General features: G+C 68.7%; 33 protein-coding genes. 5 read left to right on the top strand and 28 right to left on the bottom strand.

Annotated features, from left to right (window positions below):
* Nucleotides 1–22: 22 nt before the first annotated feature.
* The 3 genes from A4R43_RS42500 to A4R43_RS01265 are packed head-to-tail and all read left to right on the top strand — an operon-like array spanning nucleotide 23 to nucleotide 1,274.
* Nucleotides 23–427, top strand: a complete 405-nt coding sequence (locus A4R43_RS42500) for a hypothetical protein (protein ID WP_162788262.1) — start codon at nucleotides 23–25, stop codon at nucleotides 425–427.
* Between the two features lie 17 nt (nucleotides 428–444).
* Entirely contained in the window at nucleotides 445–930 is a 486-nt protein-coding gene (locus tag A4R43_RS01270) for an Lsr2 dimerization domain-containing protein (RefSeq protein WP_162788261.1), read from the top strand.
* Nucleotides 927–1,274, top strand: a complete 348-nt coding sequence (locus tag A4R43_RS01265) for a recombinase family protein (protein WP_093935657.1) — start codon at nucleotides 927–929, stop codon at nucleotides 1,272–1,274. The genes A4R43_RS01270 and A4R43_RS01265 overlap by 4 nt, the downstream gene beginning before the upstream one ends.
* Nucleotides 1,275–1,367: 93 nt before the next feature.
* Here A4R43_RS01265 and A4R43_RS01260 read toward each other — a convergent pair whose 3' ends face one another.
* The 15 genes from A4R43_RS01260 to A4R43_RS01195 all read right to left on the bottom strand — a co-directional run bounded on the left by A4R43_RS01260 (nucleotide 1,368) and on the right by A4R43_RS01195 (nucleotide 14,153).
* On the bottom strand, nucleotides 1,368–1,679 hold the full coding sequence (locus A4R43_RS01260; RefSeq protein ID WP_143267148.1) for a hypothetical protein: 312 nt from the start codon (nucleotides 1,677–1,679) through the stop codon (nucleotides 1,368–1,370).
* 5 nt (nucleotides 1,680–1,684) lie between these two features.
* Nucleotides 1,685–2,299, bottom strand: a complete 615-nt coding sequence (locus A4R43_RS01255; RefSeq protein WP_205215199.1) for a peptidoglycan-binding domain-containing protein — start codon at nucleotides 2,297–2,299, stop codon at nucleotides 1,685–1,687.
* A gap of 45 nt (nucleotides 2,300–2,344) precedes the next feature.
* Nucleotides 2,345–2,491, bottom strand: a complete 147-nt coding sequence (locus A4R43_RS42495) for a hypothetical protein (protein ID WP_162788260.1) — start codon at nucleotides 2,489–2,491, stop codon at nucleotides 2,345–2,347.
* 11 nt (nucleotides 2,492–2,502) lie between these two features.
* Nucleotides 2,503–3,021, bottom strand: coding sequence for a hypothetical protein (locus A4R43_RS01250; protein ID WP_093935654.1), 519 nt, complete (start codon nucleotides 3,019–3,021; stop codon nucleotides 2,503–2,505).
* Entirely contained in the window at nucleotides 3,014–3,274 is a 261-nt protein-coding gene (locus tag A4R43_RS01245; protein ID WP_093935653.1) for a hypothetical protein, read from the bottom strand. The genes A4R43_RS01250 and A4R43_RS01245 overlap by 8 nt, the downstream gene beginning before the upstream one ends.
* A gap of 18 nt (nucleotides 3,275–3,292) precedes the next feature.
* Nucleotides 3,293–3,829 (bottom strand): hypothetical protein, encoded by a 537-nt coding sequence (locus A4R43_RS01240; RefSeq protein WP_093935652.1) that lies wholly within the window; start codon nucleotides 3,827–3,829, stop codon nucleotides 3,293–3,295.
* Nucleotides 3,829–4,968, bottom strand: coding sequence for a hypothetical protein (locus tag A4R43_RS01235; protein ID WP_093935651.1), 1,140 nt, complete (start codon nucleotides 4,966–4,968; stop codon nucleotides 3,829–3,831). The genes A4R43_RS01240 and A4R43_RS01235 overlap by 1 nt, the downstream gene beginning before the upstream one ends.
* Entirely contained in the window at nucleotides 4,968–6,065 is a 1,098-nt protein-coding gene (locus A4R43_RS01230; RefSeq protein ID WP_162788259.1) for a hypothetical protein, read from the bottom strand. Before A4R43_RS01230 ends, A4R43_RS01235 begins: the two co-directional genes overlap by 1 nt.
* Before the next feature lie 105 nt (nucleotides 6,066–6,170).
* Entirely contained in the window at nucleotides 6,171–6,506 is a 336-nt protein-coding gene (locus tag A4R43_RS01225; RefSeq protein ID WP_113690577.1) for a hypothetical protein, read from the bottom strand.
* Nucleotides 6,507–6,538: 32 nt separating this feature from the next.
* A complete protein-coding gene (locus A4R43_RS01220; RefSeq protein WP_162788258.1) occupies nucleotides 6,539–7,444 on the bottom strand; it encodes a phage tail family protein in 906 nt (301 codons plus the stop codon).
* 51 nt (nucleotides 7,445–7,495) lie between these two features.
* Nucleotides 7,496–12,415 (bottom strand): aggregation-promoting factor C-terminal-like domain-containing protein, encoded by a 4,920-nt coding sequence (locus A4R43_RS01215; protein WP_113690576.1) that lies wholly within the window; start codon nucleotides 12,413–12,415, stop codon nucleotides 7,496–7,498.
* Nucleotides 12,416–12,421: 6 nt separating this feature from the next.
* Nucleotides 12,422–12,637, bottom strand: coding sequence for a hypothetical protein (locus tag A4R43_RS01210; protein WP_093935646.1), 216 nt, complete (start codon nucleotides 12,635–12,637; stop codon nucleotides 12,422–12,424).
* 230 nt (nucleotides 12,638–12,867) lie between these two features.
* Nucleotides 12,868–13,059, bottom strand: a complete 192-nt coding sequence (locus tag A4R43_RS01205) for a hypothetical protein (RefSeq protein WP_113690575.1) — start codon at nucleotides 13,057–13,059, stop codon at nucleotides 12,868–12,870.
* A 136-nt stretch (nucleotides 13,060–13,195) separates the two neighbouring features.
* Nucleotides 13,196–13,387 (bottom strand): hypothetical protein, encoded by a 192-nt coding sequence (locus tag A4R43_RS01200; RefSeq protein WP_093935644.1) that lies wholly within the window; start codon nucleotides 13,385–13,387, stop codon nucleotides 13,196–13,198.
* 109 nt (nucleotides 13,388–13,496) lie between these two features.
* On the bottom strand, nucleotides 13,497–14,153 hold the full coding sequence (locus A4R43_RS01195) for a phage tail tube protein (RefSeq protein WP_093935643.1): 657 nt from the start codon (nucleotides 14,151–14,153) through the stop codon (nucleotides 13,497–13,499).
* A 206-nt stretch (nucleotides 14,154–14,359) separates the two neighbouring features.
* Here A4R43_RS01195 and A4R43_RS01190 point away from each other — a divergent pair, with 206 nt between their 5' ends.
* Nucleotides 14,360–14,821, top strand: a complete 462-nt coding sequence (locus tag A4R43_RS01190) for a hypothetical protein (protein ID WP_113690574.1) — start codon at nucleotides 14,360–14,362, stop codon at nucleotides 14,819–14,821.
* Here A4R43_RS01190 and A4R43_RS01185 read toward each other — a convergent pair.
* The 9 genes from A4R43_RS01185 to A4R43_RS01145 form a co-directional block, all read right to left on the bottom strand.
* Nucleotides 14,816–15,202: a phage tail termination protein gene (locus A4R43_RS01185; RefSeq protein WP_093935640.1), complete on the bottom strand. Its 387-nt coding sequence runs from the start codon at nucleotides 15,200–15,202 to the stop codon at nucleotides 14,816–14,818. The genes A4R43_RS01190 and A4R43_RS01185 overlap by 6 nt on opposite strands.
* Before the next feature lies 1 nt (nucleotide 15,203).
* Nucleotides 15,204–15,521, bottom strand: a complete 318-nt coding sequence (locus tag A4R43_RS01180) for a hypothetical protein (protein WP_093935639.1) — start codon at nucleotides 15,519–15,521, stop codon at nucleotides 15,204–15,206.
* The gene (locus tag A4R43_RS01175) at nucleotides 15,521–15,853 is read right to left on the bottom strand and encodes a hypothetical protein (protein WP_162788257.1); all 333 of its coding nucleotides are present in this window, start codon (nucleotides 15,851–15,853) and stop codon (nucleotides 15,521–15,523) included. The genes A4R43_RS01180 and A4R43_RS01175 overlap by 1 nt, the downstream gene beginning before the upstream one ends.
* Nucleotides 15,850–16,209: a hypothetical protein gene (locus A4R43_RS01170; protein WP_113690573.1), complete on the bottom strand. Its 360-nt coding sequence runs from the start codon at nucleotides 16,207–16,209 to the stop codon at nucleotides 15,850–15,852. The genes A4R43_RS01175 and A4R43_RS01170 overlap by 4 nt, the downstream gene beginning before the upstream one ends.
* Before the next feature lie 3 nt (nucleotides 16,210–16,212).
* On the bottom strand, nucleotides 16,213–16,422 hold the full coding sequence (locus A4R43_RS01165) for a hypothetical protein (protein WP_093935636.1): 210 nt from the start codon (nucleotides 16,420–16,422) through the stop codon (nucleotides 16,213–16,215).
* Between the two features lie 112 nt (nucleotides 16,423–16,534).
* Nucleotides 16,535–17,506, bottom strand: a complete 972-nt coding sequence (locus A4R43_RS01160; RefSeq protein ID WP_236808697.1) for an SU10 major capsid protein — start codon at nucleotides 17,504–17,506, stop codon at nucleotides 16,535–16,537.
* Nucleotides 17,507–17,574: 68 nt separating this feature from the next.
* Entirely contained in the window at nucleotides 17,575–18,216 is a 642-nt protein-coding gene (locus A4R43_RS01155) for a hypothetical protein (protein WP_093935634.1), read from the bottom strand.
* A gap of 90 nt (nucleotides 18,217–18,306) precedes the next feature.
* Nucleotides 18,307–19,287, bottom strand: a complete 981-nt coding sequence (locus A4R43_RS01150) for a VG15 protein (RefSeq protein ID WP_093935633.1) — start codon at nucleotides 19,285–19,287, stop codon at nucleotides 18,307–18,309.
* A 3-nt stretch (nucleotides 19,288–19,290) separates the two neighbouring features.
* Entirely contained in the window at nucleotides 19,291–20,736 is a 1,446-nt protein-coding gene (locus tag A4R43_RS01145; protein WP_093935632.1) for a phage portal protein, read from the bottom strand.
* A 75-nt stretch (nucleotides 20,737–20,811) separates the two neighbouring features.
* Here A4R43_RS01145 and A4R43_RS42490 point away from each other — a divergent pair, with 75 nt between their 5' ends.
* Nucleotides 20,812–21,270 carry a hypothetical protein gene (locus A4R43_RS42490; RefSeq protein ID WP_143267144.1) on the top strand — a complete coding sequence of 153 codons (459 nt, stop codon included), beginning with the start codon at nucleotides 20,812–20,814 and terminating at the stop codon, nucleotides 21,268–21,270.
* Here the strand turns inward: A4R43_RS42490 and A4R43_RS01135 are convergent.
* The 4 genes from A4R43_RS01135 to A4R43_RS01120 form a co-directional block, all read right to left on the bottom strand.
* Nucleotides 21,260–22,951 carry a terminase large subunit gene (locus A4R43_RS01135; RefSeq protein ID WP_113690571.1) on the bottom strand — a complete coding sequence of 564 codons (1,692 nt, stop codon included), beginning with the start codon at nucleotides 22,949–22,951 and terminating at the stop codon, nucleotides 21,260–21,262. The genes A4R43_RS42490 and A4R43_RS01135 overlap by 11 nt on opposite strands.
* Entirely contained in the window at nucleotides 22,911–23,369 is a 459-nt protein-coding gene (locus A4R43_RS01130) for a phage terminase small subunit P27 family (protein WP_093935629.1), read from the bottom strand. Before A4R43_RS01130 ends, A4R43_RS01135 begins: the two co-directional genes overlap by 41 nt.
* A 213-nt stretch (nucleotides 23,370–23,582) precedes the next feature.
* Nucleotides 23,583–23,966: a hypothetical protein gene (locus tag A4R43_RS01125; protein ID WP_236808696.1), complete on the bottom strand. Its 384-nt coding sequence runs from the start codon at nucleotides 23,964–23,966 to the stop codon at nucleotides 23,583–23,585.
* Nucleotides 23,953–24,687 (bottom strand): adenine nucleotide alpha hydrolase family protein, encoded by a 735-nt coding sequence (locus A4R43_RS01120; protein ID WP_205215198.1) that lies wholly within the window; start codon nucleotides 24,685–24,687, stop codon nucleotides 23,953–23,955. The genes A4R43_RS01125 and A4R43_RS01120 overlap by 14 nt, the downstream gene beginning before the upstream one ends.
* Nucleotides 24,688–25,120 lie beyond the last annotated feature (433 nt).

Raw genomic sequence — 25,120 nt, 5'->3', positions numbered from 1 at the left:
GCACACGAGAGGGATGGTCTGCATGACCGAGGCGTCCGGGATTCCCCCGGAGGTTCGCGAGTACCTGGAGTCCGCGCCGGAAGCGTTTCTTCGCTGCCGACTGTTCCACCACAACTGGGACCTGACTCACCAGCTCGGGACGTACTTCATTCAGAACGAGGGCCACCCGGACGAGGTTTGGCGGCAGGAGCTGGAATGCGCCCGCTGCCATCTGCCCGGCGTGGACCTCTGCGAGCCGTACACGATGAGCCGCATCGGCGCACGTCGCATCCTGTACCCCGAGGTCGAGGGCTACTTGTCGCCGGTACCGGTTGCACGCGAGCACATCCGGCTGTTCCTTGCCGAGCGGCACATGGGCAAGCGGAAGCTCCGCAAACGCCCGGGAGTTCGGCACAACCGCAGCACAGCACACGCTGTTGCCGCCTGAGCAGAGGAGGATGCTGCGTGGCGAAGAAAGTCCTCCTGGTCGACGACTTCGATCACGAGACGCCAGCCAGCGAGACCGTCCTGTTCGCGATCGACGGTGACGCCTTCGCGGCGGACCTCAGCGACGAGCACGCCGAGGAGTTGCGGGAGGCGATTGCACCGTTTCGTGATGTAGCAACGAAAATCGGCAAGTTCAAGCCGGAGCGCCGCGTGCCGACCGCAAGGAAGAACGGCTCAGCACCCTCGGCGAAATCTGTGCCCGCGCCCGCCGACGCGGTACCGATGTCCAACGGGAAGCCTTGGTACAAGTCCGATCGCAGCGGAACTCGCGAGGTCGAGCGTGCCAAGAAGCAGTACCGCGACCTGGCGAAGCAGTGGGGCCGCGAGAACGGCTTCGACATCGGTAGCCGCGGGATCGTGGCCGAAGAGGTCTACACGGAGTACGAGGCATACCGCCGCGAGAAGGGGTTGCCGGTCGGCCCGGCCGCCGTGGGGTTGGCGTGACCGTCTTCGGCTACCTGCGTGTGAACCCCCAGGCGATCGCGGGTACTGCCGACATGCTGAGCTGGTGGATGCGCTTCCTCGGCTGCTCGGAGGTCGTGGCGGACATCTGGCAGGGACCGCACCGGCCGCCGGGTCTGGACCGCTTGTTGGATCGTGTCCGACCTGGTGATGAGGTCCGCGTCGCGAAGCCGGAAGCGTTCGGCCCGTCTCCATCCCACGTCCGTGAGGCAGCCAAGCTGTTCCAGCGACGCGGTGTCCTGGTCGTCGTGATGAAGGAAGCCATGCCGAACTTCGAGACGTGCCCGGAGCCGACCGAGGTCTACGCGAGTCAGAAGGCTTGCTGAACAAGAAAAAAGCCCCCGCCTGTCCACTCGGGACAGACGGGGGCTCTTGTTCCCCTGCGGGTGATCGCCGCACTGGAACTGTAGCAACGGCGGTCAGGTCAGCGGCGGCTCAGGCGGTCCGGAGGTCGTCGGGAACAGTGGTGCGCCAGCGTTGTCGCGCGGATCTGATACCGGAGTGACCCGAGGTTCCGCTCGTCCGAGAACGTGGAGCTGTGCCACGAAGGACGTCACCAGTGTGATCAGCGTGGCCAGCGCAGCAACGATGTTGTCGAGCAACGTCGCCTGTTCAGCGTTCAGCAGTCCGAACGAGACCGCTGCGGCGATCAGGGTACCGAGCACCGTCTTCCATGCCCCGCCACGGATTGCGTCGAGGATCGGTCGCGGTCGAGTCCTGTAGTCGTCCACGGGCATCACCGGAACCCGAGCTTCGTCCAGGTCTGCGGCCCCACGATGCCGTCGCTCGCGATCCCGGAGCGGCGCTGGAACTCCTTCACCACGGCCGTGGTCTTCGGGCCGAAGGCCCCGTCCACGACGAGCTTCGAGTAGGCCGGGTACGCGCGGTTGAGGAACGCCTGGAGGTCCTTCACGGCCTGTCCGGTCGAACCCTGGCGCAGGGTCGAGCGGCCGGTCGACGGCGGTGGGGTGCTACCGCCTCCACCGACGATCCCCCAGGTACCTCGGTCGTCGTAGCGGCTGCGGGAGAACGAGACGTGTACGTGGCTGGTGTGGGGATTGCTGCCGGTGTACGCGTGCCAGCCGGAGAAGTCGGCGTTGGTGATCCGGCGGTTCAGGATGACGTACCCGCCGTCGGTCAGCCGACGGTCGCCGTTCCGGCCGCGCTGGCGCAGGTGCTCGGCCAGCCATGCCGCGTCGATGCCGTCCACGTCGATGTCGATCGCACGGACCACGCCGACTCCGGCCGCGTCCTTGACCCACGGGTTGTGATCACTGGACCGGCTCGCGTGGGCCGCGTCGCCGATCGTGCCGTCGCTCGTCTTGTCCCGCTTCGGCCAGCGGGTGTTCACTTCCGTACGCAGATCTGCGAGTGCGCTGGCGAGACGCCACGCCAATCAGGCGTCACCGTCCTTGTCTGCTGCTCGGCCGGAGTCCTCCGGCGCGTTGGCTTCCTGGCCGACGAACTCGGTGATGTCCTCGTGGGACTCCTCGCCAGCGGTGGCGGCCGGCGGTTCGTCGGTGGGCGAACCCGGTTCGATCATCGATTCCTCCTTCACTTGCACAGGTCTCGTGGCGGCGGCGGGTACGGATGCTGCTGGCGCTCGGCGTCGGCACGTTCGCGTGAGTCGAGGTAGTCGCCGATGGCGGCGCGGACCTTGTCGGGCGGGACCGGAGGGCTGGCGAGGTATCCGCTGATCGCCTTCATCAGCTCGTCGAGCGCCGTTTGCGCGTCGGCCGTCGCCGAGGCGCGAGCATCGAGTGCGTCAGCGAACCCGTTGCTGTAGGCGGCCTGGCACTCGGTGATCCGGCGTGTCGTCGAGTTCGTGACGATGCCCTGCGCCACGGTGATGATGCCGAGCAGCACGACGACGACGCCGAGCACGAACTGTCCTGTCGGGACGCGCCAACGAGGCCGCGGTGATGTCTGGTCGTCGGGCACGGGCTCCTCCGAGGTGATGGCGGTCGCGACCCGATGAACGTCCCGGGCGGCGCGGCCGACGAGGAACCCGCCGAGGAACCCGAGCACTGCCCAACCGGCCGACTCGAAGACGTAGTTCCACAGCTCACTCATCGGGGCTGTCCTGCTCGTCGGGGGTTTCTTCCTTCTCGTCTCCGGCGATCATGTCGGCGAGCCTGCGGCGAGCTTCCTTGAACTTCGCCGTGTTCCGGTGTCCCAGGGCGTACACCGCGCCCACGACGATCGCGAAGATGGCGTTGATGGTCGGGTCGTGCCGGTCGGGGTAGATGAAGCCGACGACGACGTTTCCGGTCCAGGCAACCGAGATCAGGATGGTCAGCGCCGTCACCAGCGGGCGTGGCAGCACCTCAACACCCCTTCTCGTTCACTGGGCGCTCACGTACTGCACGGAGATCTCGGTGGGCACGCCGAACAGCGACCCCTTCACTGTGGCGGCGGCGTTGCACCAGTTCGACCAGTAGAGCTTGTCGCCGGAGTTCAGGTAGATCCGTGACCGCAGCGCGTCGAGCACCGCACCGTCCGATCCCGCCTGGACGATCGGCGCGGCGTCCGTGGCGATGGAGTTGCCGACGTTCGAGCCGCTGGTGGAGACCTTCGCGGCGGCAACCGCGTTCGCTCCGGTCACCGCGCTGTGGAAGTGGACGCGGTAGTAACCGGCCCGCGCGATCTGGATATAGGCAGGCACCCCGGCCGCGCCGGTGACGAACTGGGCGAGCGGGTCGTGCGTCGCGCTCCAGCCGAGCTGTGCGAAGGTGTCGGCCCCGGCCGCGAGGTTCGCATCTCCGGTCAGCCGCACCACGCAGGCCGGGAGATTCGGCTTCGCGCGCGCCAGCTCGTCGAGGCGGTTGGCCAGCGCGCGGATCTGGTCCGCGAGCGTGCCCGAGCCCGGGGGCTGCGGCATCAGAGCGCCGCCGGAGTGGGTTGCAGCTCAAGGGACACCGATGCTTCGTCCTTGCTGTTGAACGCCAGGATGCGTCGCCGGTACTGGCCGTCGGGAATCCACGGGTGACCGCTGACCCCGAAGGTCGGAGCGTCGCCGAGCCCCCAGTTGCCGAGGGCGGGCGAGACCTCGAAGCCGCTGCCGGTCGCGCCGTCGATACGGATCGAGCACTTCCACGTCTCGGTGGGAGCGTTGAACTGCGCGAGGTCCGCGTCCGCGTAGCCCTTGAGCGTGCTGGCCTCGGTGACCGACGTGTGGTCGCCGTCCACGTAGTCGGTCGGCGGGAAGCCGAGGCCGACGAGGGACCCGTTCTCCGCGTAGCCGGTGAGCAGGCCCCGCTCGGTGCCCGAGCCCTTGACCCAGACGCGGGTGCACGGTGACGCGCTGCCGTTCACGTCCACGTCGATCGCCGACAGCGCGCCGCCGTAATCCCAGACGGCCGCGGACTGCTGGTCGCCGAGCAGCGGTGTGCCGATGAGCATCTGCCAGCGCAGCTTGTTCTCCCCCGGAACGAGGTACGGCCAGAAGTCGATCTCGGGACCGCCGATCACCTTCGACAGGTCGTCGAGCCGATCCCAGACCATCGCCAGGTCGTAGCCGTAGTAGGTCCGGGTGTTCGTGCCGGTTTCCGGGGCGGGAAGGTCGATCGGGAGCCCGTATCCGGTCTGCGCCAGGTTGGACGCCACGATCTCGCGGGCGATGCCCCGGAGGCTCCGGTTGGAGATCGTGAGGTCCTCGGACGGGTTGACGATCGACGTGTACGGGACCGAGTTCCGTAAGACCCGCCGGTCGAACAGGCCGGCTATCCCGGTGCCGGAGACCGAGAGCGTCCGTGAGTTCTCGTCGAACGAGTGCGTGAACGTCGGCCCGGCCTGGGCGACGATCGAGCCGCACATGACGATCCAGGTGAACCGGCCCGCGTCGGTGAGGGAGTGGAAGTCCAGGCTCGCGTTCGCGGCGTCGTCGGGGATGACGTTGACGGTCCACTGCCCCCGGTCGGTGAGCTTGCGGGAGAACGACGGGAGATCCCGGGGCGTGACGTCGGCGAGCAGCAGGCCGGTCGTCGTCTCCGCGACCATGACCCGCCACTCGGTGCTCATCAGACCGGCGGCGGCTGCACGGTCGACGGCATGACCAGCACTGAGAGCACGTTGGCTCCCGCGTCGTTCCCTCGGTACCCGAAGCCGGAGTACTGCGACGCGCTGTCCCGCATGCCGCAGCTCAGGACGATGCTCTGCGCACCGGTCATCGGCCCGTAGTGCATCGGGGCCACGTTGGGTACTTGCAGTTTGTCCACATTGGCCCCGTAGGTGTCGAATCGGGTCCAGTTGATGTCGGTGCCGGTGAGCGAGCCGACGTTCATCCGGAGATCCGCCGCCGACTGGGCGGACAATGTGATCGCGGCGCGACCGGTCGGGTACACGAAGTAGGGCACGCCCGGATCGGCGATGTTCACCCGGCAGATCTCCCGGGCGACGCCGAAACCGGAGACGAAGCTGAACTCGCCGGGAGGCGCGGCGGCGTAGTACCTGATGCAGTTGAAAACGCCGCGCCAGCCGCTGTTCGACGCGTCGGAGCCCGCGCCGTACCACGCCTGGTGCTGGAAACCCGGGGCCTGCACCCACCTTTGCTCGCCCGGGTACGCGCCGATCTCCTTGAACGCCGTGGAGGTCGGCTTCGCGTCCTCTCCGTAGAGCGCGCGGAGACCGCCGCGCGCGACGAGTCCGGGACCGCGCATGTCCTTGATGTCGGCCGTGGCAAGCGCGGTCACGCCCTTGGCCACGGTGACGGCGGCCAGCGGCGTCCAACCGGACGTCGGGGTCGGGGTCGGCACCGACGGCGTGCCCGTGGCCGGGTCGCCCTGCCACACCTCGACGACGAACTTCCGGACGCCCGAGGCCGACGCGATGGCCGGGTTGAGGTCGTCGTAGACCCTGGCGATCACCAAGTCGATCCGGTTCGTCGTCGAGCTGGCCGCCGCGAGGTTCAGCGTCTTAACCGAGTCCAAGGCGCACATGTACGCGCCCATCGACGGGGTGTTGATCACCGCGTTGCCCATCTCGACCGTGACCGCGAGGCCCGAGCTGGCGGGCTTGACCCGCATCGCCATGTGCGAGCTGCCGCCGACACCACCGGTGTCACCGCTGGCCATGACCCCACTGCGGTAGTCGATGAAGCTCAAGTTCGGACGCGGCATCAACACGGAATCGAGCGCCAGGCGCGCATCAGTGAGCCCGATACGCGACTGGACGGCCCAGGGGTCGACGGCCGAGGCTGCCGAGGCTCCGAGGGAGACCACCGGCTACGCCTCCGGTTCCGGGTCGGGCTGCGGCGGCGGATCTTCCGGCCAGGTGGTCAGGATCGGCCGCAGGCCCGACGCGCGAAGAACCTCGTCGGTGATCGCGGTGTTGCCCTTGTACAGCCAATCGCCGAGCCGCAGCCAGTAGTACCCGAACCACCGGATCGTCGTGCCATCGTCGGCCATCCGCACGTTCGTGCTCGACTGCCCGCCGAACGCGTAATTGATCCTGTCCTGGAACCACTTCGCCTGGCTCACGTCGGTGTACCGCACGCAGTCGGTTGCCTCGACCGCCTGGTAGTAGACCGGCGGATCAGGCTCGTCGCTGTACACACCCATGAGTGATCCCCTTTCGTGGGATGGAATGGAGGTCAGAACCACGCGGAGCGGAAGACCGCGGTGACGTACCCGGCGTCCGTCGCCGCGCCGCTGTGCGTGAGGCCGACCGACAGCACGCCGGGACCGCCGGTTCGGCTGGCCGGCGGGATCGCGAAGCCGTTGAACTGCGCGGGGTTGAGTAACTGGCGGCGCACCGCCGTACCGCCGAGCAGCACGCTGGGGGCGTTGGGATCGATCACGACGAATTCCCCGGCCCCGAGCGTGCCGTTGTAGCGCATCGTCGCGGTCTCAGCGGTGAGGATCGGGTTCGTCAGCGGACCGTAGAGGGTGTAGACCGGTGTCGTCGGCGCGGACCCGCGATTGGTCAGCCGCATGAAGCCCGAGGCGTTCGACGTGCCGAAGCTCAGCCCGTCGTCGTCGGCACCGATCCCGAAGTAGAGCCCTTGGTTGGCGTCGGGCTGCACCACCTGACTGAAATCCAGGCCGTCGCCCGAATCGCGCGGCAGGCTCGCGGTCATCGTCTGCCGTTCGACCGAGTACTTCGCCGGGTCCGGCGCGACGACCTGGAGGCTGAACTCGAAGCCGGGCTCGCTGACGACTTTCAGTGGCGTGCACAGGATCTCGTCGTCCAGGAACACGTCACAGGTGAGCGCGCCCAGCTCCGAGAAGCAGGTCAGGGCGGCTGGTGCACGTGGGTCCGACAGCAGGCCGAGGACGTTCGCCTCGGCCTGCCGCAGGACGGCGTAGTCGTCCGCGTACGCCCGGCCAGTCAAGCTGATCGTGCGCTGCTTCTTCCAACCGGGCGAGCGGTACGCGCCGTGGCGCGCGAGCCTGGACGAGAACTCCGCGTTCGTCCCCGGCGTTCCCCAGAACCCCTTCTCCTGCGTGAGAATCCACTGCACACCCGCCGAGTCGCGCACGTCGCCGTCGGGGTGCATCGTCAGCCAGTCGAGCGTCCATACGTGGGCACCTTGAGGCATCGCCACCTCCTACAGCCGGGCTCCGAGGGCGAGGTGGCGATCCACCGAGTGCGCGATGTGCTCCGGGTCGGCGTCAGTGCGGGCGTACACCGTGATGTGAGGCTGGTCCGGCCGGTCCACGGCGCGGCTGATGGCGTCGAACTGCTCGGCCGTGAACACGGCCTCCGGCTTGCCGGTGCCGTTGTACACAGTGGACATTCCCGGCGGGAGCCATCCGCCCTCGTCGTACCAGCCGTGCTGCTGCCAGAACCGCTGTGCCCCGACGGGGTCGACGTACCGTGAGCGGATGTAGTTCAAGCCCCACTCCGCCTGCCCGGCCGGAGTCGCTTCCAACGGACCGTGTACCGAGGTCATCTTCTGGAACAGGCCGCGCGCGCTGCTGCGCGGGTTGGCCGCTGCCGGGTTCCAGCCGGACTCCCGACCGATGACCCAGTTCAGCGCGTCCCACTGCGGGCCGGTGCCCCAGCCGAAGCGAGCGGCGACCGCACGGACCGCCGCGACGACTTCCGGTGACCCGGCCGACGCCGAGGTGGTGGCATAGAGGGCCGCGATCTTGTCCATCGCGAACTGCTTCACCCGGTCTGCGGCCTGCGTGGCGATGCCTGAGCCCTGCGCGGCCATGAGGTTGCCGGGGAAAGTCCGGCCGATGTCGCCGATGAGCCGGTAGGTGTTGGCGAACGCCTCGTTGACGAGCTGGCCGACGTCGACGCCACCGCCCCCGCCGGGCACGAACCGCCCGCCGACGACTGGCAGGGAGAACTGCGCCGTGAACTGCGGGCTGTCGGCTCCGGCAGCCGGCGGACCGTAGCTGGTTTGGTTCTTCGGTCCACCGGACTCGACGTTGACCCCACCGAGGGTGCCAGCCATGTGTCCAGGGTTGCCCTGCTTGACGCCGATGGCGAAGGCCGAGGACAGTCCGCGCACGAAGCCGTCGACCGGTCCAGCGGCGAAGGATGCCGTCGTGAACCGGCGCTTGTGCGGGGACTCGCCGCGCAGCACGTTCGTGATGGCGCTCATGAAGCCCGAGCAGTCGAACCCGTCGGGGCCGACCCCGGCCCACTTGTATGTGCGGCCGTGGAACTGGCGGGCGAACTGCTGCGCTCGGAGCACGGCGGCGTTGACCTGCGACCCCGTGTCGGCGACCAGGCCGCCGTCGGCGTAGCCGCGGACTCGCTGCGCCAACCGGAGATCCGGCCCGAACATGCCCTCCAGGCCGGGGAAGTCGTCACGCAATGCGGCCAGGTGAGCGGCCCGGATGTTGTCGAGGCCCCAGCGGTCAACGACGTCGACCGGAAGGACGTACTCCCCGGGCGTCAGCATCGCGGGCACGGTGTCGCCGGTCCCCGCGCCGGGAACCGAGCCGCCGAGCGCGAACGCCAGGGGCACTGGCCCGATCGCCTTATTCAGCGCGAAATCCGCGTTCAGCCGGTTCCAGGCTGCCACGAGCCCGGCGTTGAAGGGCCACTGCAAGATCCAGCGCACAGGGTTGGCGGCGTGGCCCTGCATCTCCAGGAAACGATCGTGCACCCACCCGGCGGTGAAGGAGACCGCTCCGCGTACCGCGTTCAGTCCACTTTGGAGAGACCCGAACGCGTTGCCCTGATTGTTGACCGAAGCCCACACGGACGCCGCGATGGCCGCCCAGGAGGCGTTGAGCTGACCGTGCAGCGTGTTGTTCCGGGCAGCGATCGCGTTACCGGCCGAGGCGACCGTGGCCGCGACAGCTGTCCAGGCCGCCGCTTGGTCGTCGCGCAGCTTGTTCGTGCTGACGGTGAGCCCGGCGTTCGCCTGCACCAGCAGAGTCCCGATGTGCAGCTCGACGGCGGCGAGCGCCGGAGCGAGCACGGTGTCCAGCGTGGCCGCGAGCGCTGCGGCTGCGGCGTCGGTGGCTTCCATTGCCGCCTGGTCGGCGGTCAACGACGTCGCCGACGGCGTGATGGTCGCGCTCGGGTCGGGTGCCGCGCCGACGATCCCGCCGTCGGCGAAGCGCGCGACGATGCCACCTCGGGCGAACGCCCGGCCCTGCATGGCCTTCGCGTTGGCCGCGAGGATGTTCCGGGCACCGATCGCGCGCACCAGCTCGGGGACGAGAACGGCTTCGCCGGGCGAGAGCACGGCAGGCACGACGTCGCGCCCGGGTGCGTAACCGGGGACCACGCCCCCGCCGGCCAACCGCAGCTCCGGCAGCGGCTCGACTCCGGGCAGCAGGTCGGCGGCCGTGTTGTAGACCTGGCGGAGGCCGTTGTTCCACACCACGTCGATGACGACCTGGATGGGCTTCTTCACGAACTCCACGACGGAGTCGAAGACGCCCTTGACGATGTCCTTCATGGACGTGAAGGCGTCGCCGATCTTGTCGACCGCGCCCTTGAAGAAGTCGAACACCGGGCGGATCACGTTGTCCCAGGCCCATTGCAGCGCTCCGGTCAGCGCGTTCCATGCAGGCTTCACCGCGGAATTCCAGAGCCAGCCGAAGAAGTCGCCGACCGCTCGAACGGCGATGCCGAGGCCGTCGAGGGCAGGCCGGAGCACGTTCGCCCACGCCCACGAGACACCAGCGACCAGGCCGTCCCAGGCCGGGCGGACGGCGACGTTCCACAGCCACACGAAGAAGTCGCCGATCTGGCCGATGACCCAGACGAAACCGTCGAAGGTCGGCTTGAGCAGGTTGGTCCAGGCCCACGAGATCCCGGCGACCAGGCCGTCCCAGGCGGGCTTGATCGCGTTGTTCCACAGCCAGACAAAGCCGTTCCCGACCTGTGTCAGGACCCAGACCCAGGCGTCGAGGTAGGGCTTGATGATCGTGTTCCAGGCCCAGGCGACGATCTGGCCGATGAACGTGAAGACCGGCTGCACGGCGTTGGTCCACAGCCACATCACGGCTGCCGCGAGCGCGCGGAACAGGAGGATCGCCGGTCCGATGAGGACGGTGAAGAGGATCGCGGCGACGTGCTGGACCACGACGCTGATGAAATTGAAGACCGGCGAGAAGACGTTCTGCCACAACCAGTTCGCGGCGGCACCGACCGCCTGCACGGCCGAGACGATCGCGTTGAAGGCCGGGACGATCGCGTTCTGCCAGAGCCACACGGCCGCCGAGCCGACCGCCTGCGCGGCCGTTACGATGCCGTCGAACGCGGGCTTGAGCGCGTTGTTCCAGGCCCACAGCGCAGCGGTCTGGATCGCCTCCCAGACCGTCAGCACGACGTTGCGGAAGCCCTCGAAGTTGTTCCAGGCGTAGATGATCCCGGCGACCAGGCCCGCGACCAGGGCGATGATCAAGCCGATCGGTGAGGCGGTGAAGGCGAGGCTCAGCAACGTCCAGGCGATCCGGACGGCGAGGATGGCCCCGCGCACCAGCTCGACGGCCTTGGTCACCGCGCTGACCGCAGCGGCCACCGCGTACCAGGCGAGGAAGGCCGCTGCGATGCCGACGATGACCGGCATCAGCGGACGCAGCCAACCGCTGACCACGACGAGCGCCGGGCCGACGACCTCCCGCAGCAGCTGTCCGGTGGCGCGGAGCGCAGCCAGCAGGGCTCCGCCGACGATGACCGCGACCGGCTGGACCGCTGTCCACAGGTTGCGCAGCGCGGGAACGACAGAGCCGGTGATGAACGCGCCGAGGTCGCGGAAGGCCGCTCCGGCGACCGCTCCCACGGGGCGGGCCGCTTCCTGGAACCGCGCGATGAGCGCGGGCAGCGCGCCCAGGCCGTCGGACAGGACGGCGAGGCCGCTCTTGATCGCGGGCAGCGCTGGCGTGACGAGCTGGCCGAGCGCCTTGTTGAGGTTGTCGGTGAAGTTCGACCAGATGCCGTTGAGGGTCGTGGCCTGGTTGGCCATCATCCCGGCGAACGCCTGAGTCTCCCCGGCCGCGCCGCGCGTGCCCTGCTCGATGCCGGACATCAGCTTCGGGATCGCGTCGGCGCTGCTGACGAGCCCCTTGGAGATCATGTCCTGCATCGCGGCCGTCGTGACCCCGAACTGGTTGGCCAGGATGCGCAGGGCAGGGATACCGGCCTCGGTGAGCTGCAAGATCTCGTCGCCCTGGACCTTGCCCTTGGCCGACATCTGGCCGACGGCGAGCACGACTTGGTTGATCTGCTCGGCAGAACCGCCCATCCCCGCTACGGCGTCGCCGATCGCGGTCAGGGTCGGCAGCACGTCCTTGGCCGCAAACCCGAAGGCCATCAACCGCTGCGCTCCGGTCGTGACGCTCGGCAGGTCGAACGGCGTCTTCGCCGCGAAGTCCTGGAGCTGCGCGACGAATGCCTGCGCCTTCTGCGCGCTGCCGAGCATGGTCGTGAACGCCATCTCGGCCTGCTCCTGGCTGGCCGCGAACTTCACGCCCATCGCAACCGCGGCGACGCCAGCTCCGGTGAACACGGTCCCGGCCGTGAGGCCGTAGCCCGCGAGGATCGTGCTCGCGCCCCGGACGGGTGCGAGCAGGCCGCGGTTGATCGCCGAGCCGGTCCGGCTCAGCGCGGACTCGCTGAGCGTGGCCATCGAGCCGAAGCCCGCACCCACGCGTCCGGTCGCGTCCGTGATCGTCCGGAGATGTCCGCCGACCGAGCCAGCCGCGCCGGAGAACGCCGACGCGGCGACCTGCCCGGACTGGAAGCCGTCTCGCACGCGGCCGAGGACGGGGCTCACCTTGGCGAGCTGGTCGAGCACGGGAGCGGTGCCGCGCGCCAGCCGGGACATGGAGTCCGAGCCGGAGCGGCTCACCTCCTCGAACCTCCCGCGCAGGCGGGTCAGGGTGGCGGAAAGCCCGGTGTCTGCTCCCTCGCCGAGGTTCCGGCCGACACGTTGACCGGCCGGGCCGCCGACGTTGGCGAGCTGGGAGTTGATCTGCGACGCAGCCGAGCTGCCGAACCCGCGCAGCGTTGGCAGCAGCTGGACATAGGCGGCACCGGCCGAGTACGCCAAGCAGGGTCACCCCCTGCCGAGCATCAGACGAACGCGGTCACGGTGGCGCTGGTGGCTGTCGGCGATCTCCAGGCGATCCCGGGCCAGACGGGGCCGAGGCATCGGCGTGGCCTTCTGGCTCTTGCCCGTGCGCTGCGCCTCCAGCGATGACCGGATGGTCAGCAGGATGTCGGCGACATCGGTCAGCGCGGCACGCTCGGGGGTCCAGGAGTGCGCGTCCACCGTGCGCGGCCGGGCCGGTCGTTTCTTCCCGTCGGCCAGCTCGGCGTCGCGCTGGCGACGGGCCAGCTCGTCGTCGTCGTGTATCGCGACCTTGTAATGGCTGTGGTCGGGCAGCCGCTCGACGAGCCGGAGGAGCTGCGTCCAGGGCCGCTCGGCGCGGAAGAACGCCAGCAGGTCGAGTCCGAGTTCGTGTTGAAGGTCGTACTCGATCGCCTCGCCGTACTCCTCGATCAGCGCGACGAGGCGCGTGTACCCCCCGGCGGTGCCGCCGACAGGCCGAAGTGGTCGACCATGTCGCCGACCAGGCCGTTGAGCACGCTGGCGGGCTGGTGCCGTACGAGGTCGAAGACCTGATCGAAGTAGTCTCCGGTCAGCAGTTCCAGCGTGCGGCGGGAGCTGCGCGACTCTTCGATCTCCAGCACGGTGTCCCCGTCGGGTGCCGGGATGCTGAGTTCCTGGTCGTCGTCGAGTTCCAGGACGAAGGGGTCGGCCTTCGCCTCGCGGACGTAGCGGTTGAACTTGTACTTCTTGCTCAGGGGGTGGTCTCTCCTACAACGGTCAGGCGTCGGTGGTGTCGGCGTGCTCGGGGGTGGCCGGCTGCGGTGTGCGCCGGGCGCGCGGGGTGGCGGGCTTGGGCTGTTCGGTCTCGTCGCGGACGACGGCATAGCCGTGGCCGAGCGTCAGGTTCTTCACCTCGTGCTCGTTCTCCGTGCGGTACTCGCGGCCGTCGGGCGCGCGCAGGGTCGTCATCGTGGATCTCCTGTCGGGAATCGGCCGGGGCGGTCGGATTCGGGGTGCGAAGGGGGTGGCGCGACGCCACGGCCACCCCAACCGTGAGCGCCGCGCCACGTTTGTGCGCTCAGCCGCCCGCCGGAGGAGTCGTGGCGAAGCCCATCTCCTCCAGAAGCGCCTTCCAGCCGGGGCCGCCGAAGAAGAAGCGCATCGCGGTGCCCGCCTCTTCGTCGTACTTGGCGGTGAGCGTGACCTCGTACCCCACGGGGTCGTCGCCGTCGGACCACTTCTGGTCGCCCGTGTCGGTGACGGACGCCTTCGGCGCGAGCTTGGCGACGTAGATCGTGTCCGGGCCGACGCCGTCGACGAACAGGCCGAAGGCGCGGAAGTAGCGCGTCGCCGGACGGGCGGGACGGTCGAAGTGCACTTCGCCGCTCGTCGCGTCCGGGGTCACGCCCGCAAGGTTCACGCCCTCGTACAGCTCCAGCGTGCGGCGCTTGGTCTCCTGAGCCGTGAACTTGAGGCCGTCGGTCTGCGACGTGATGTCGGTGCGGGTCGGCTCGACCGCGCCCCAGGAGTTCACGTCGGAGGTGTCGACGGATCGGCTCCAGGTCGCGCCGTCGCCCTTGTCGACCCAGCCGATGTCGTCGTAGCCGGGCGGCAGCGCGAGCAGGTTGGCGGCGTCGCCGGACGTGAGCGCGGTGGGCAGGTCCGCGGTGTCGTCAGCGATGAAGATGCTGCCTTCGAGCGCCTTGCGGATCAGATCGCTCTGCTTCTTCTTCAAAGCCTCGTAGGTGGTCGTTGTCGGTGCGGTCAGCTTGTACTCAGCCTCCCTGTGCGGTCGAGCGGATAACATGCTCGTCGTCTTCGACGAGAGGGATTGACGTGAACGTGGCTTGGTGGGCGTTGGGAGTTTCGGCGCTGTCCCTTGCGGTATCCGCTGGTTCCCTACTCTGGAACGTCCACTCGTTCAGGCGAACCGGACCGCAGGTGAAGATCAGGATTTCCAGCGGCACCTTCGTTGCTCCGGTGGAGGAGTTGACCGGCGCGTTCCCCCCGATGTTCTCCAACGTCACGAACAGGATGTCCGAGGCCGATACCCGCACAACAAAGCGCATTCTGCTATTTGTCGAACTTCGGAACACTGGACGATCGCCGATCGAGGTCAACACAGCTTCAATCGAGGTAGGCCCGCAGGGTTCGTCAATACCTTTTCTCGATAAGGAGAACGCGTTTCCCTTGAAGCTGGAGCCTGCTTCGACTCGCCACTTCAAGATCACCGCCTTCGAGGCCCTGAACATTCTCACGCGCGGCAAGATTGACGGTGCTGGGTGGTTTACGGCCGTCGCGCACCTTGGCGACGGTTCAACAGTCCGCGCGGAAAAGCTATCGGTGCAGGCAACTCTCGACGCTGTGGCGTCTTTCGACGAAAAGCTCCGTAAGGATTCATGACCTGCCTCGACGCCAGGACAAGCGGTAATAGCCCAGGACGCGCCGGACGTCCTCGGTCGTCGCGTACGGCACCTGCGTGGGCGGGTTGTCCGTGCGCGCGGAGTCGATGAGCACGCCGGCCACCCGTGTCCGGATGCTGCCGAGGATCAGCTGTCGGCACTGCTCGGCGAGCTGCCAGGCGTCCGCGCGATCGCTGCCGTAGCAGGCGATCTCCATGCGCGGGTGGTCGGTGATCCGGTCGTCGGAGCCACCGACGCGTTGCACGCGGATCAGCGGCGGCGTGAGGTCGGCCGGGGTGGCGGTGACGGTCGGCGCGACCGGTTCGAGCAGGGCCAGGACCACCGTTTCCGCGTCGGGAAACGGCGGCAGGACCATGCCCACCTCAGCCCGCCTCCACGATGTCGAGCGTCCGGCCGAGCACGTGGTGAGGATGGGTCTGGTGGTCGTTGCCCCACTCCACGGCTGCCGAGTGCGGCGCGGTCGCCACGATCAGCCCGACCGGTCGATCGTGGCGGCGACCTCCGAGGCCGCCGTCTTCCGCGCGAATTCCGGCGGCGTACTCGCCGGTCTGACGCGGCGCGATCCGCTGCGCGAATTCGGCCCCGCCGCGCGCCCGGTCCATGATCAGGTCGTGTACCTCGGGGCCTCGCAGCAACGCGGCCAACCCCTTGTGGTCGGGCACGAACTCGACGTCGGCCATCAGCCAGTCACCCTTTCCAGGTTGATCACGCACACTCCGGAATCCGGGACGAATGGGCTCCGGTAGCGCTGCGGCGCACCAGCGACCTGCCACCGTGTGCCGTCGGGCAGCGTCACGCGGTCGACCGCTTCGAAGTCAGCGGTGAGTCCGGCGTAGACGGTCATCCGTGCGGTGACCTGGTCTGCCCGATCGGTGATCTCCGACGAGCCGCCCGGTGCCAGCACGCAGTCGTCCACGGTGTGCTCGGTCGCAGGCAGCGGGTCGCCGTAGCGGTTGGTGCCTGCGGGCCGGGACACCGACAACCGTTGGCCGAATAACCCTTCCGGTGTCACACGGAGTCCACAGTGGACGTAGCAGTTGTCTCGATGGTGAACGCCCTGTTGCGGCCGACCGCTCGGCGGAGCCTCATCCGGGCGTCCCGGCCGAGGGTGCCGCCGGGACCGCCGCTGGCGTAGGTGGCCGAGTACGGGCCGATGGTCGTCGACGCCGCTCCGCCGGGAGCGGGAACGGCGGCCTTGCCCAGCTCCAGCGCCACGGCCGCGACGCCCGGGGGCACCGGGTCCGGCAGTTCGCCGATCTCACCCGTGATCTCCGCCAGCACCCAGGTGTGGATGACGGCGGCGGTCTCGTCGGAGACCGGGCGGCCGGACAGCGCGGCGAGCGTCGCGGCCGTGAACAGCTCGACCACCGGCTACTCCGGCCGCGCCCGTCGGGGCTTTGCGCCGGTACCGGCGGCCGACTCGTCGGTGTCGGACTTGCCCGCCTCGCGGACGCCGAGTTCGGGCGGGAGCTTGCGCAGCTCGGCAGCGGTCTTACCGTCCACCTCGGCTTCGCCGTCGACGAACCGCACGCCGAGGTCGCGCACGACCAGCCCGGGGTTCTGCTCGCTGACGAACTTCACGACCCGCCCCCTTTCTTGTTGTGGCTGCCCTTCTTCGGGCCGGGCTTCTGACCGCGCCCGGAGATCCGCTTGTCCTTCGGAGTGCCCTTGCTCGGCTGGCCTCCCATGCGGATCACGCCCCTTCCGAGGTGGTGGAGAGCCCGGTGATCTTGCCGTGGTTGCGTTCGTTGCCGTAGCGCAGGCCGACCTCGCCGTAGATCTGGTACTTGTCGCTGGAGCCGGTCTTCGCCAGCGGTTCCGTGAACAGGAAGCCGCGGCCGGGGATGCGCAGGAAGACCGGGGCCAGCTCGTCCAGGCTCGCGACCACCACCGTGTCGGTGGGCATGTACCGGTTCAACATGATGTTGAGCCGCCCGAAATCCGTCTCGATCGTCTGGAGCTGGACGCCGCCGACGTTGCGGGTCTGCTCGCGGTAGCCCTTGTCGGTGATGAACGCCTTGGTGAGCATGCGCTTCTGGTGCGCGCCGCAGACCAGCGTCGCCGTCTCCGAGACCGAGATGCCACCGTTCTCCCACGTCTCCTGGAGGAGATCGACCACGACGTCCTCGGTGAGGGCGGTCGGGGTGGCGTGGGTGATCACGTTGGTCTGGATCGCCTGGAGCAGGCCGCGCGTCTTGCGGGGCGCGGTGTTGTCCGTCGGCTGCGCGAACGTGCCGCTGATGAAGCTGACCTCGATGTCGCGGGCGATCTGCTCAAGGTGCCGCTGGGTCTGCCACGCCAGCTCGTCGCCGACGGGGTTGGTGCCGGTGACACCTGCCGACGTCGGCACGGCCGACCCGGTGCCCGCGAACTGTCCGTTCGCCGCTTCGCGGGTGTAGCTGATGGACAGGGCCTCCTGGTGGATCTCCACCACGTTGAAGGCGTTCTGCCGCTTGCGGGCCTCGGGTGCCGGAGCGTCAGCGCCTTCGAGGCGCTGCCGGTTGGCGTCCGGGTCCCGCAGGTCGTAGGACTGCCAGGTGAAGATCGTGCTGTCCGTCGACTGGCCGCCGGTCAGGCCGCCGATCGAGGACAGCAGTGGGGTGTCGGTCGGCGTGACGCCGAACAGTTCCCCGACGAAATTCGGGCTGTTGAACGTATCGAGCATTCCAGCGATACCGGGAATTCAGTGATCACTCCTGAGCGGTTTGCGACGCTCGGCACCGGCTCAGCACCTCATCGACCGCTCTTGCGGTCGAGCAACTGCTGGGTCTTCAACCGCAGCGCTTCCCGATGGTCGCCCTTGCCCTCGGCTTCGCGGATCTGGTCCGCGACCGAGACGCCGCCCCGGTGGCCTTGCCCTGGATCGGGGTTCGGTCCCCGACGGCCGCCTTCGGCCGCTGCGAGGTGCGGGCGTTCCTTGAGCACCGCGGCCACGTCCTCGGAGATCGCCTTGGTGTCGATCTCGCCGTCGTCGGTGACGTAACGGTCCTTCTCATCCAGGTAGCGCGGGGCGTCGGCGGGGGTGGCCCAGCCGTGGGCGGCGGCGCGGATCTCCGCGTTGATCGCGGCGGTGATCGCCGCCTTGGCGCGAGCTTCGGCCGCCTCGGCGCGTGCGGCGGACTTCTCGGCCTCGCTGCGGTTGGCTTCCTCGGCCTCGTCCCACTTCTTCGCCTTGTCGCGGTTCTCGCGAGCGCGGGACTCCCACTTGCGGGACTGGGTAACCGCCTGCTCGTAGAGCTTGCGGAAGTCCTTCTCCTCGTCCTGCTCGGGTTTCTGCCCGTGCGAGGAGGTGGCCGGCTGCTGCTCGGGCTCGGTCTGTTGCGTGCTGGTGTCGGTGTTCCCGCTTTCCGCGGGCGCGTCGGTGGTGTCGGACATGGCTGTGGTGTTCCTCCCGTGCGGGATCGCCGGGCGTCGGCGTGCGCCTGCCCGGTGTTGTGGGGTGGTGAGCGCCGTGCGGCGCGAGAGTCACAGCAGGTAGCCGTAGCGGCGGAGTGCTGCGGTCAGCTCCTCGCGGGTGCCTCCGGAGAAGTCGTTGATGACCTGTCCGGCGGTGGGGCGGGACGCCTGGGACATCCGGTAGCGGCGGCCGGGCTGCTTGCGCAGCTCGCCCACCCGCGTTCCGGCCAGGCCCCGGGAGCTGGTGCCCTGTGTGGTGGTCCAACGCCCGGCAACGGGCAGGGCACCGCGCCGGGCGTTGACGACCTGTGAGAGATCGGCACCGGCTCGGATCGCGGCAGCGTTGCCCGCGCCGAAGCGCACGTTCTGCTCGTGTTCGCTCATCGCGTCGAAGAGGGCACGGGGATGGTTGTCCATATTGGACTCCCGCCATTGCTGGCGGGTTACCGGCATCATCGTGCAATCGCATCGAGGGTGACGCCGGAAGCCTTGCGAGTAACGGTAGAGCCGACCGGCCAGGATGATGCAGCGGTCGCAGGCGGGCAGTTTCACGACGCGCTCATACCCGGCCGCGCGTGTGTCGGCGATGAGCCGGACGTGCGTCGCGGTGCGTCCGGCGTCGGTGATCTCCGTGGCCGTGTAGGTCAGGGCGCGGCGTAGTCCGGCGAGCATCGCGTCCGTGGTGGACATGCCCGCTCCGATCTCGGTCAGCAGCCGCACGATCAGGAGGTCTGCCAGGGACGAGAGCGGTAGCCCCGCCGAAGTGAATCCGGCGAAGGCGCTGGCCGAGATCGACGGCGGAACCGCGTCGGGTGGCTCGTCGGCCAGGACAGCGTTCACGTACGGCGTCGCCAACGCGGCGGCTTCGACCTGTCCTGCGGCGATCGCGGCGAGCATGACCGGCCCGACCAACGCGGTGAAGCTCGCGCGGAGACCGCCGGGGTCCAGGCCCCGCCAGGCCCGCTGGACCTGGTCGACCTGTCGACGGACGACGACCTGGGTGGCGTCGAGGTGTTCGAGCCCGGCCCGGGGCGCGAGCGCGACCGTCACCGGTTACGCCCGTCCCGCGCCGACGGGCTCCGGAGCGCGGACGCTCGCCGGCGGATCGTCGGTGGACGGCTTCATGCCGAACTCGGTCGCCGGGTCGTAGAGCGTGCGAGTGACGTCCTCGCGGTCCTCACGCTCCATGTCGGCGATCTGAGTCGGGCTGTATCCGAGGGTCCGGCGAGCCATCCTGCGCGGCACCAGCTTGTCGGCCTGGTAGAGCTTGACCACCGCGTCGGACTTCTGCGCGAACGTCGGCGTCGCGCAGTCCGCCCAGGAAGTCTCCATCCAGCGCGCGTCGTCCGGCACCGAGCCGTCGCGCACCAGCATGACCAGGCGCATGATCCGCTCCCACGCGGTCTCGAAGCCCTTGATCCGCCGCTCGGCACGCTTCACGTGCCGGGCCTCGGCCGCGCGGATGCCGTCGGCGGAGGCCGGGTTATCGCTGGAGTAGCCGAGGTTGTGCAGGCTGAGCCCGGAGACGGTGGACACCATCGTCGCCAAGGCGCGGAGCGTGTTGTGGAAGTTCGTCAGGTCGGCCTCGTTGAACTGGCCGACCTCCACCCCGTCGTCCTTCTTCGTCTTCGACGTCGACCAGATCTTGCCCGCGATGGTCTGCCAGACGGAGACCTTCTTCCCGTCCTTGTCGGTGAAGTCGTCCTCGTCGAAGCCGAGCGCCCAGCGCCGGGGCATCGCGTGGAACTCGCCGCTGATCATCATGTCGGTGGCGACCTTGCAGGCCGCGTCCGACAGCGGGATCACGTCGGCCAGCTCGCTCGTGCCCAGCGGAGCCCACAGCTGCGGCCGGTTCACGATCGGGACCACCAGGACCTCGCCGAGCAGGTGGTCATCGCGGGACACCTCGACGTAGCCACCGGCCTCCGGCGCGGCCACGAAGGTCACGGTGTAGTCCGGCCGGTACAAGGTCACGTACCAGCGCAGCGCGCCGTCCGGCGCGACGTCGTGCCAACGCTTGATCGCCGCGATCACCCGGCGCGTGGCCGGGTCCAGCTCGACGTGGACCTCAAGCGGCGACTCGATTGTCACCAGCGGGTACTTCGCGTCCGCGCGCCGCGGATTCGTGCCGACGATCGCGTACGCCCGCTTCATGACCATCGCGGTCACGTGCGCCTGCTGGTATCCCGCGTCCAGGTCGTTGTACTGCGCGACGTGGTCCAATTCGCGGTCGACGTCCGGCTTTCCGCCGAGGCGGAAACCGTTGAGGTCGATCCGTTCCTCCAGCGCGTCGACGACCAGACGCGGCCAGTTGATTACCACCTGCCGAACCCGCTCATCGAGCGTGGCTTCCAGCTCGGGGTGCATGTACGAGAGCTTCTGGCGTCCCTCGTAGTAGTCGAGCAACCTGCGCAGCTCGGGCAGCTCGTAGTTGTGCGCGAGCGTCAGCCGGTTGATCCACTGCATGTCGATCGCGGAGGGCACGTCGCCAGTCGCCACAGGCACCCCCTTGCTCGCAAGGTATCTTTAAGGTACCTTAGAGGTATCTAGACCGGCGGCTGATGAGGAGTCGACATGACAACGAACTGGGTGACTTTCACCGCTACAGTCCCAGATTGGAGCATTCCCGCGATGGCGAAGCATGCAGCGAACTACGCATCACAAGCTACCGCCAAGGAAGCTGGTGACCCGACCGCCCCAGAAGCCGTCGCGAACGCCTACAACAGCGGTGTCAACGAGCACTGGCGCGCGTTCCTCAAGGCGCTGGCCCATGAATCCCTTGTGGCGCAAGGTGATTGGGTGGACTGGAAGCACCTCTGCGACATGATCAGCATCGACCGCCGGAAGGGAGCAGGCATGCTCGGCGCTGCGCAGAAACGCCTTGGCGGGCAGGTGCCGTTCGAGCGCGACCAGGTCGGCGACACCTACCGCTTCAAGATGACACCCGAGGTCGCGAACACGGTGCTCGCGCTCGCGAAGAAGGGCACCGACGAGTCCCTGGACGAAGCCGGTGAGCCGCCGATCACCGAATGACCATCCGGCCCGACCGGGCATGCTTCTGCGCCAGCTCGCGCCAGCGCGTGATCGCCATCGCAGCCGTCGGCACGGCGTCGATGCGCTTGCCGACGGCCTGGCGGTCGGGCTTGTCCGGTCGGAGCTGGTCGGCGTCCCCGGCCGGGTGGCGGACCGCCACGGCGTCGAAGCACCACTCGGCGACCGGGTTGGCGTGGTGCGTCCAGTTCCGGGACTTGGTGAGCGCCATCAGCTCGGTCATGCCGAACGTGAGCCCCCGGTAGGTCTGCGGGATCGGCGCGAGGTCGATCCGGGTCTTCTTCTGGATCTCCTGCCGGACCGGCTCGCCGGACCACTCGTCGTATCCGGCCGCCATGACCTTGAAGGTCCGGCAGTCCTCGGCGATGTCGGCGTAGATCACGTCGTAGTCGATGACGTCGCCGGGCGTGACGGTGATCCAGCCGCCGTCAGCCCATTGGGAGACCCGGCCGTTCGTCCGGCCGTCGAGGAACCGCACCGCGGCCTCGGGCAGCCAGAACCGCCAGAGCATCGACGGAACGCCGTCCAGGCCGTCTGGGATGAGCAGCGACCACGCGGTCATGTCGAGCTTGGCCGCGAGGTCGAGTCCGCCGTAGGCCCGGCGTCCGGCCAGCTCGGCGCGCAGCCAGTCCGGTGCCGGGGCAACGGTGCCCGCGCACTGCCGGTACAAGTGCATCGGCATCCACCTGTGCGCCTGCTGCACCCATTGGTTGAGCCGGTACTGCCGGAACGAATTCTCTTTGGACGGATCGTTCCTGGCCTCGGCCGCTTCCTGGCGTAGCGACCGGATCGAGAGGAAGTCGCCGAGCGCGGGATTCGCCAGCGCCCAGTTCTTCTCGTCCCACGGGTCGGCGTCTTCGGGAACGTTGCGGACGTACGCGAACCGGTGCCGGGCGCGGTCCGGGTCATCCTGGATGCGAACGCACTCGTCGTGCTCGGAGCGGGCGAAGCTGGCCGGGTCGTCACCGGCCGTGGTGGCGGCGATCATCATGGGCTGCGCGCGGGTGCCCATACCGGTCCGCATCGCGTCCCACAGCCGGGCGTCCCGCTGGGTCAGCACCTCGTCGAAGACCACGCCGTGCGGGTTGTGACCGAGGTTCCCGGCTGCGTCGGCCGCGACCACTTCGTAGTAGCTGCCGGTGCGTTCGTCGATGATCCGCTTGATGTGGTCCTTCACGACCAGGCGGGCGGACAAGACCGGCGACAGCTTCACCATGCGCGCCGCGACATCGAACACTTTCGCGGCCTGGCCCCGGTCCATCGCGCAGCCGTAGATCTCCGCGCCCTCCACGCCGTCACCGACGAGGAGGTAGAGCGCGATGAACGCCAGCAGCTCGCTCTTGCCGTTCTTGCGCGCCAGCTCGATCCAGCCGATCTGGTACCGGCGAACGTAGGACTCCCATTCGGGATCCCACGTGACCTCGCCGAACAGCGGCTCGATGATGTCCTTGCGCTGCCACGACGCGAGTTCGAACGGCCGGCGAGCCCACTTGTCCTTCGTGTGGACACACAGCTCGGAGCAGAACGCGACCGCATGCGCGGCACGCGGTCGGCAGAAGTGATCGCCGCGTTTGCGGCAGGTCCGCCCGTCGAGGGTGAACCCGCACTCCGGCAGCCGAGGCTTACGAGAGGAGGCGCTCGGCGCTCGGCCCCTTGGCGGCACCCGGAGCGTCAACCTTCAACTGCGTGCGGTCGGACGGGGTGAGTCCGAACCTCGCGCCGTACTGCGCGAACGTCGTCTCGGCCTCACGCTGAACGACCAGCGCGGGGTTCTTCACGAAGCCGTTCGGCCCCTGCACCAGCAGCGCGGAGCCGTTGACGAGCTTGGTCGCCTGCCGGTAGCGCGCGAGGGCTTCGCAGACGATGACGAAGGCGTCGATGTCCCAGCTCGTCAGGACGCCGACGGTGATGAGGCCCGGCGCGAGCCGGTCCCAGACCGCGCGGGCGTCGTCGGAGAGTTCGGCGGGCGGCTGGACCTCGCCCTCGGGCGGGATCGGCTCGGCGTGGTTGATCCGGTCAGGGCGGTCGCCGTGCAGCACCTTGAGCGCTGTCGGCTTCGGCTTCGCACCGCGTGCTCCCACGTTCGACCTCCTTCACGGGTGATGGGCACGACGAAGCCCCCGACCGAGGGGGAAGGGGGTCGGGGGCTTCGTCGTGGTTCGAGGGGATCAGGTACCGGAGCTGCGGCCACCGGCAGCACCCGGCGACCGGATGCCGAGCCGACGCGCGGCACCCCGGATCATCGCCCCGCTGACGCGGGTGAGCGTCCGACGCATGGTGTCTCCTCCTCTCCCTTACTCGTCGTCCATTGGCACGCCGAGCAGGCGGGCCACGGCGTAGCCGTCCATGTACTTGTCGCCGACGTGCAGCAGCTTCGCGTTCCGGAGGAACTTCTCCTTGTCCTCGCGGGACTTGAAGCAGATCGCCAACCAGTACTCGGAGTCGGTTGCCAGGCGGAATCGTTCGGCCTCGCGCTTCGCGCGGTCCCGGAACCCTTGCTGTAGGGCTGTCAGCTCCCTACGGGAGTCCTCCGGTACGTCTCCGGTGTACTCGACATCGGCCAGCGGGTCCGGCTCCGGCTCCGCGTTGAGCTGGGCCAACAGGTCGTCGTTCGACCCGCCCATCGGGGCGGCCGAACCGGCGAGCTGGGCCATCACGTCGTCGTTAGAGTCCGGCACGGAACAGCTCCAAGTCCGCCAGCGGGAACCACTCCAAGATGCGCTCGTAGTCCCGGGGGAAGCGCTCCTTGATCGGGGCCAGGAAGCGGAGATCCAGGCCGTCGAAGGTTCGGTTGAACAGTTCGTAGTCGACCGGCAGCGGACATCGGTGGTCGGCGAGCGCGGCGCGGACGTGCCGGATACGCCAGTCCCACACCGGGCTCACCTTCATCACGTGCTCCCGAACGGGGCCGTGTCCCTTCAACGCCGTGCGGCGGTTTGGGGAATCCGCGGCACGGATGCCGTCGGCGGTGAAGGTGACCTCCGGGTCGAGGTCGTAGTACTCGCTGCACAGCACCCGTGAGATGTCGACGTAGTCCGGCTCGGGAAGCTGAGCGGCTTCGATGATCAGCCGCCGTTCGGGGACCTGGAACGTGAGGTTGTTCAGCCACCGGAAGAGGCTCGGGTGCGGAAGCTGCGGGATCGTCGTTCCGAAGAACTTCTCGTAGTCCACCAGCGACTCGTCCACGAACTCAAGACCCGGCACGAGGTACAGGTGAAACGGCCGGACCTCCACGTCCGCATCCCGGAGGGCGAGCCAAGCGGCGAGCGAGTCCTTCCCCCGGCTGAACGCCAGCAGGACCGGAATGCCCTTGCGGGCCAGCTCCTCCCGGATCTCGGCCGACGGCGTGACCCCGTCGATAAGCACCGGGGCGGTCTGATCGGCATTCGGGTTGATCACCACCGGCTACCACCTCCCGGCCGACGTGCCGGAGCGGTGTCGGAAATTTGTCGGGACACGGACGGGCCTGGCTGACGATCGGCCTTGCCGGGGGTGGGGAGGGGTGCCCCCCTGGGTCCAGGTCCCGCGGCGAGCGCGGGCTGCGGCCGAGTCCGTTCCGGCGCGGGCGGGAACTGCCGGCACTTTCCGGACCGGCGGTCGGTCGGCGGCCTCGTCGGCGCGGCCCGGTTCACCGGGTCCCTCCTCCACGGGTGACGGGGTCCCGGGCGGTGTATCGGTTGTGGCACGGCTGGCAGAGTCCCCGGCCATGCTCCGGCCGGTCCGGGTCGAGCCCTTGCCGGACGAGTGCCCGACGAGTGACCGGCCAGTGATCGGCCACTGTGGACGGTTGCACACACGGGCGGCCCGGATGCCCGGTGCACCCGGCATCAGT

The sequence above is a fragment of the Amycolatopsis albispora genome (genome assembly GCF_003312875.1).
GTDB lineage: Bacteria > Actinomycetota > Actinomycetes > Mycobacteriales > Pseudonocardiaceae > Amycolatopsis > Amycolatopsis albispora.
This window is presented reverse-complemented; position numbering and strand designations above follow the sequence as displayed.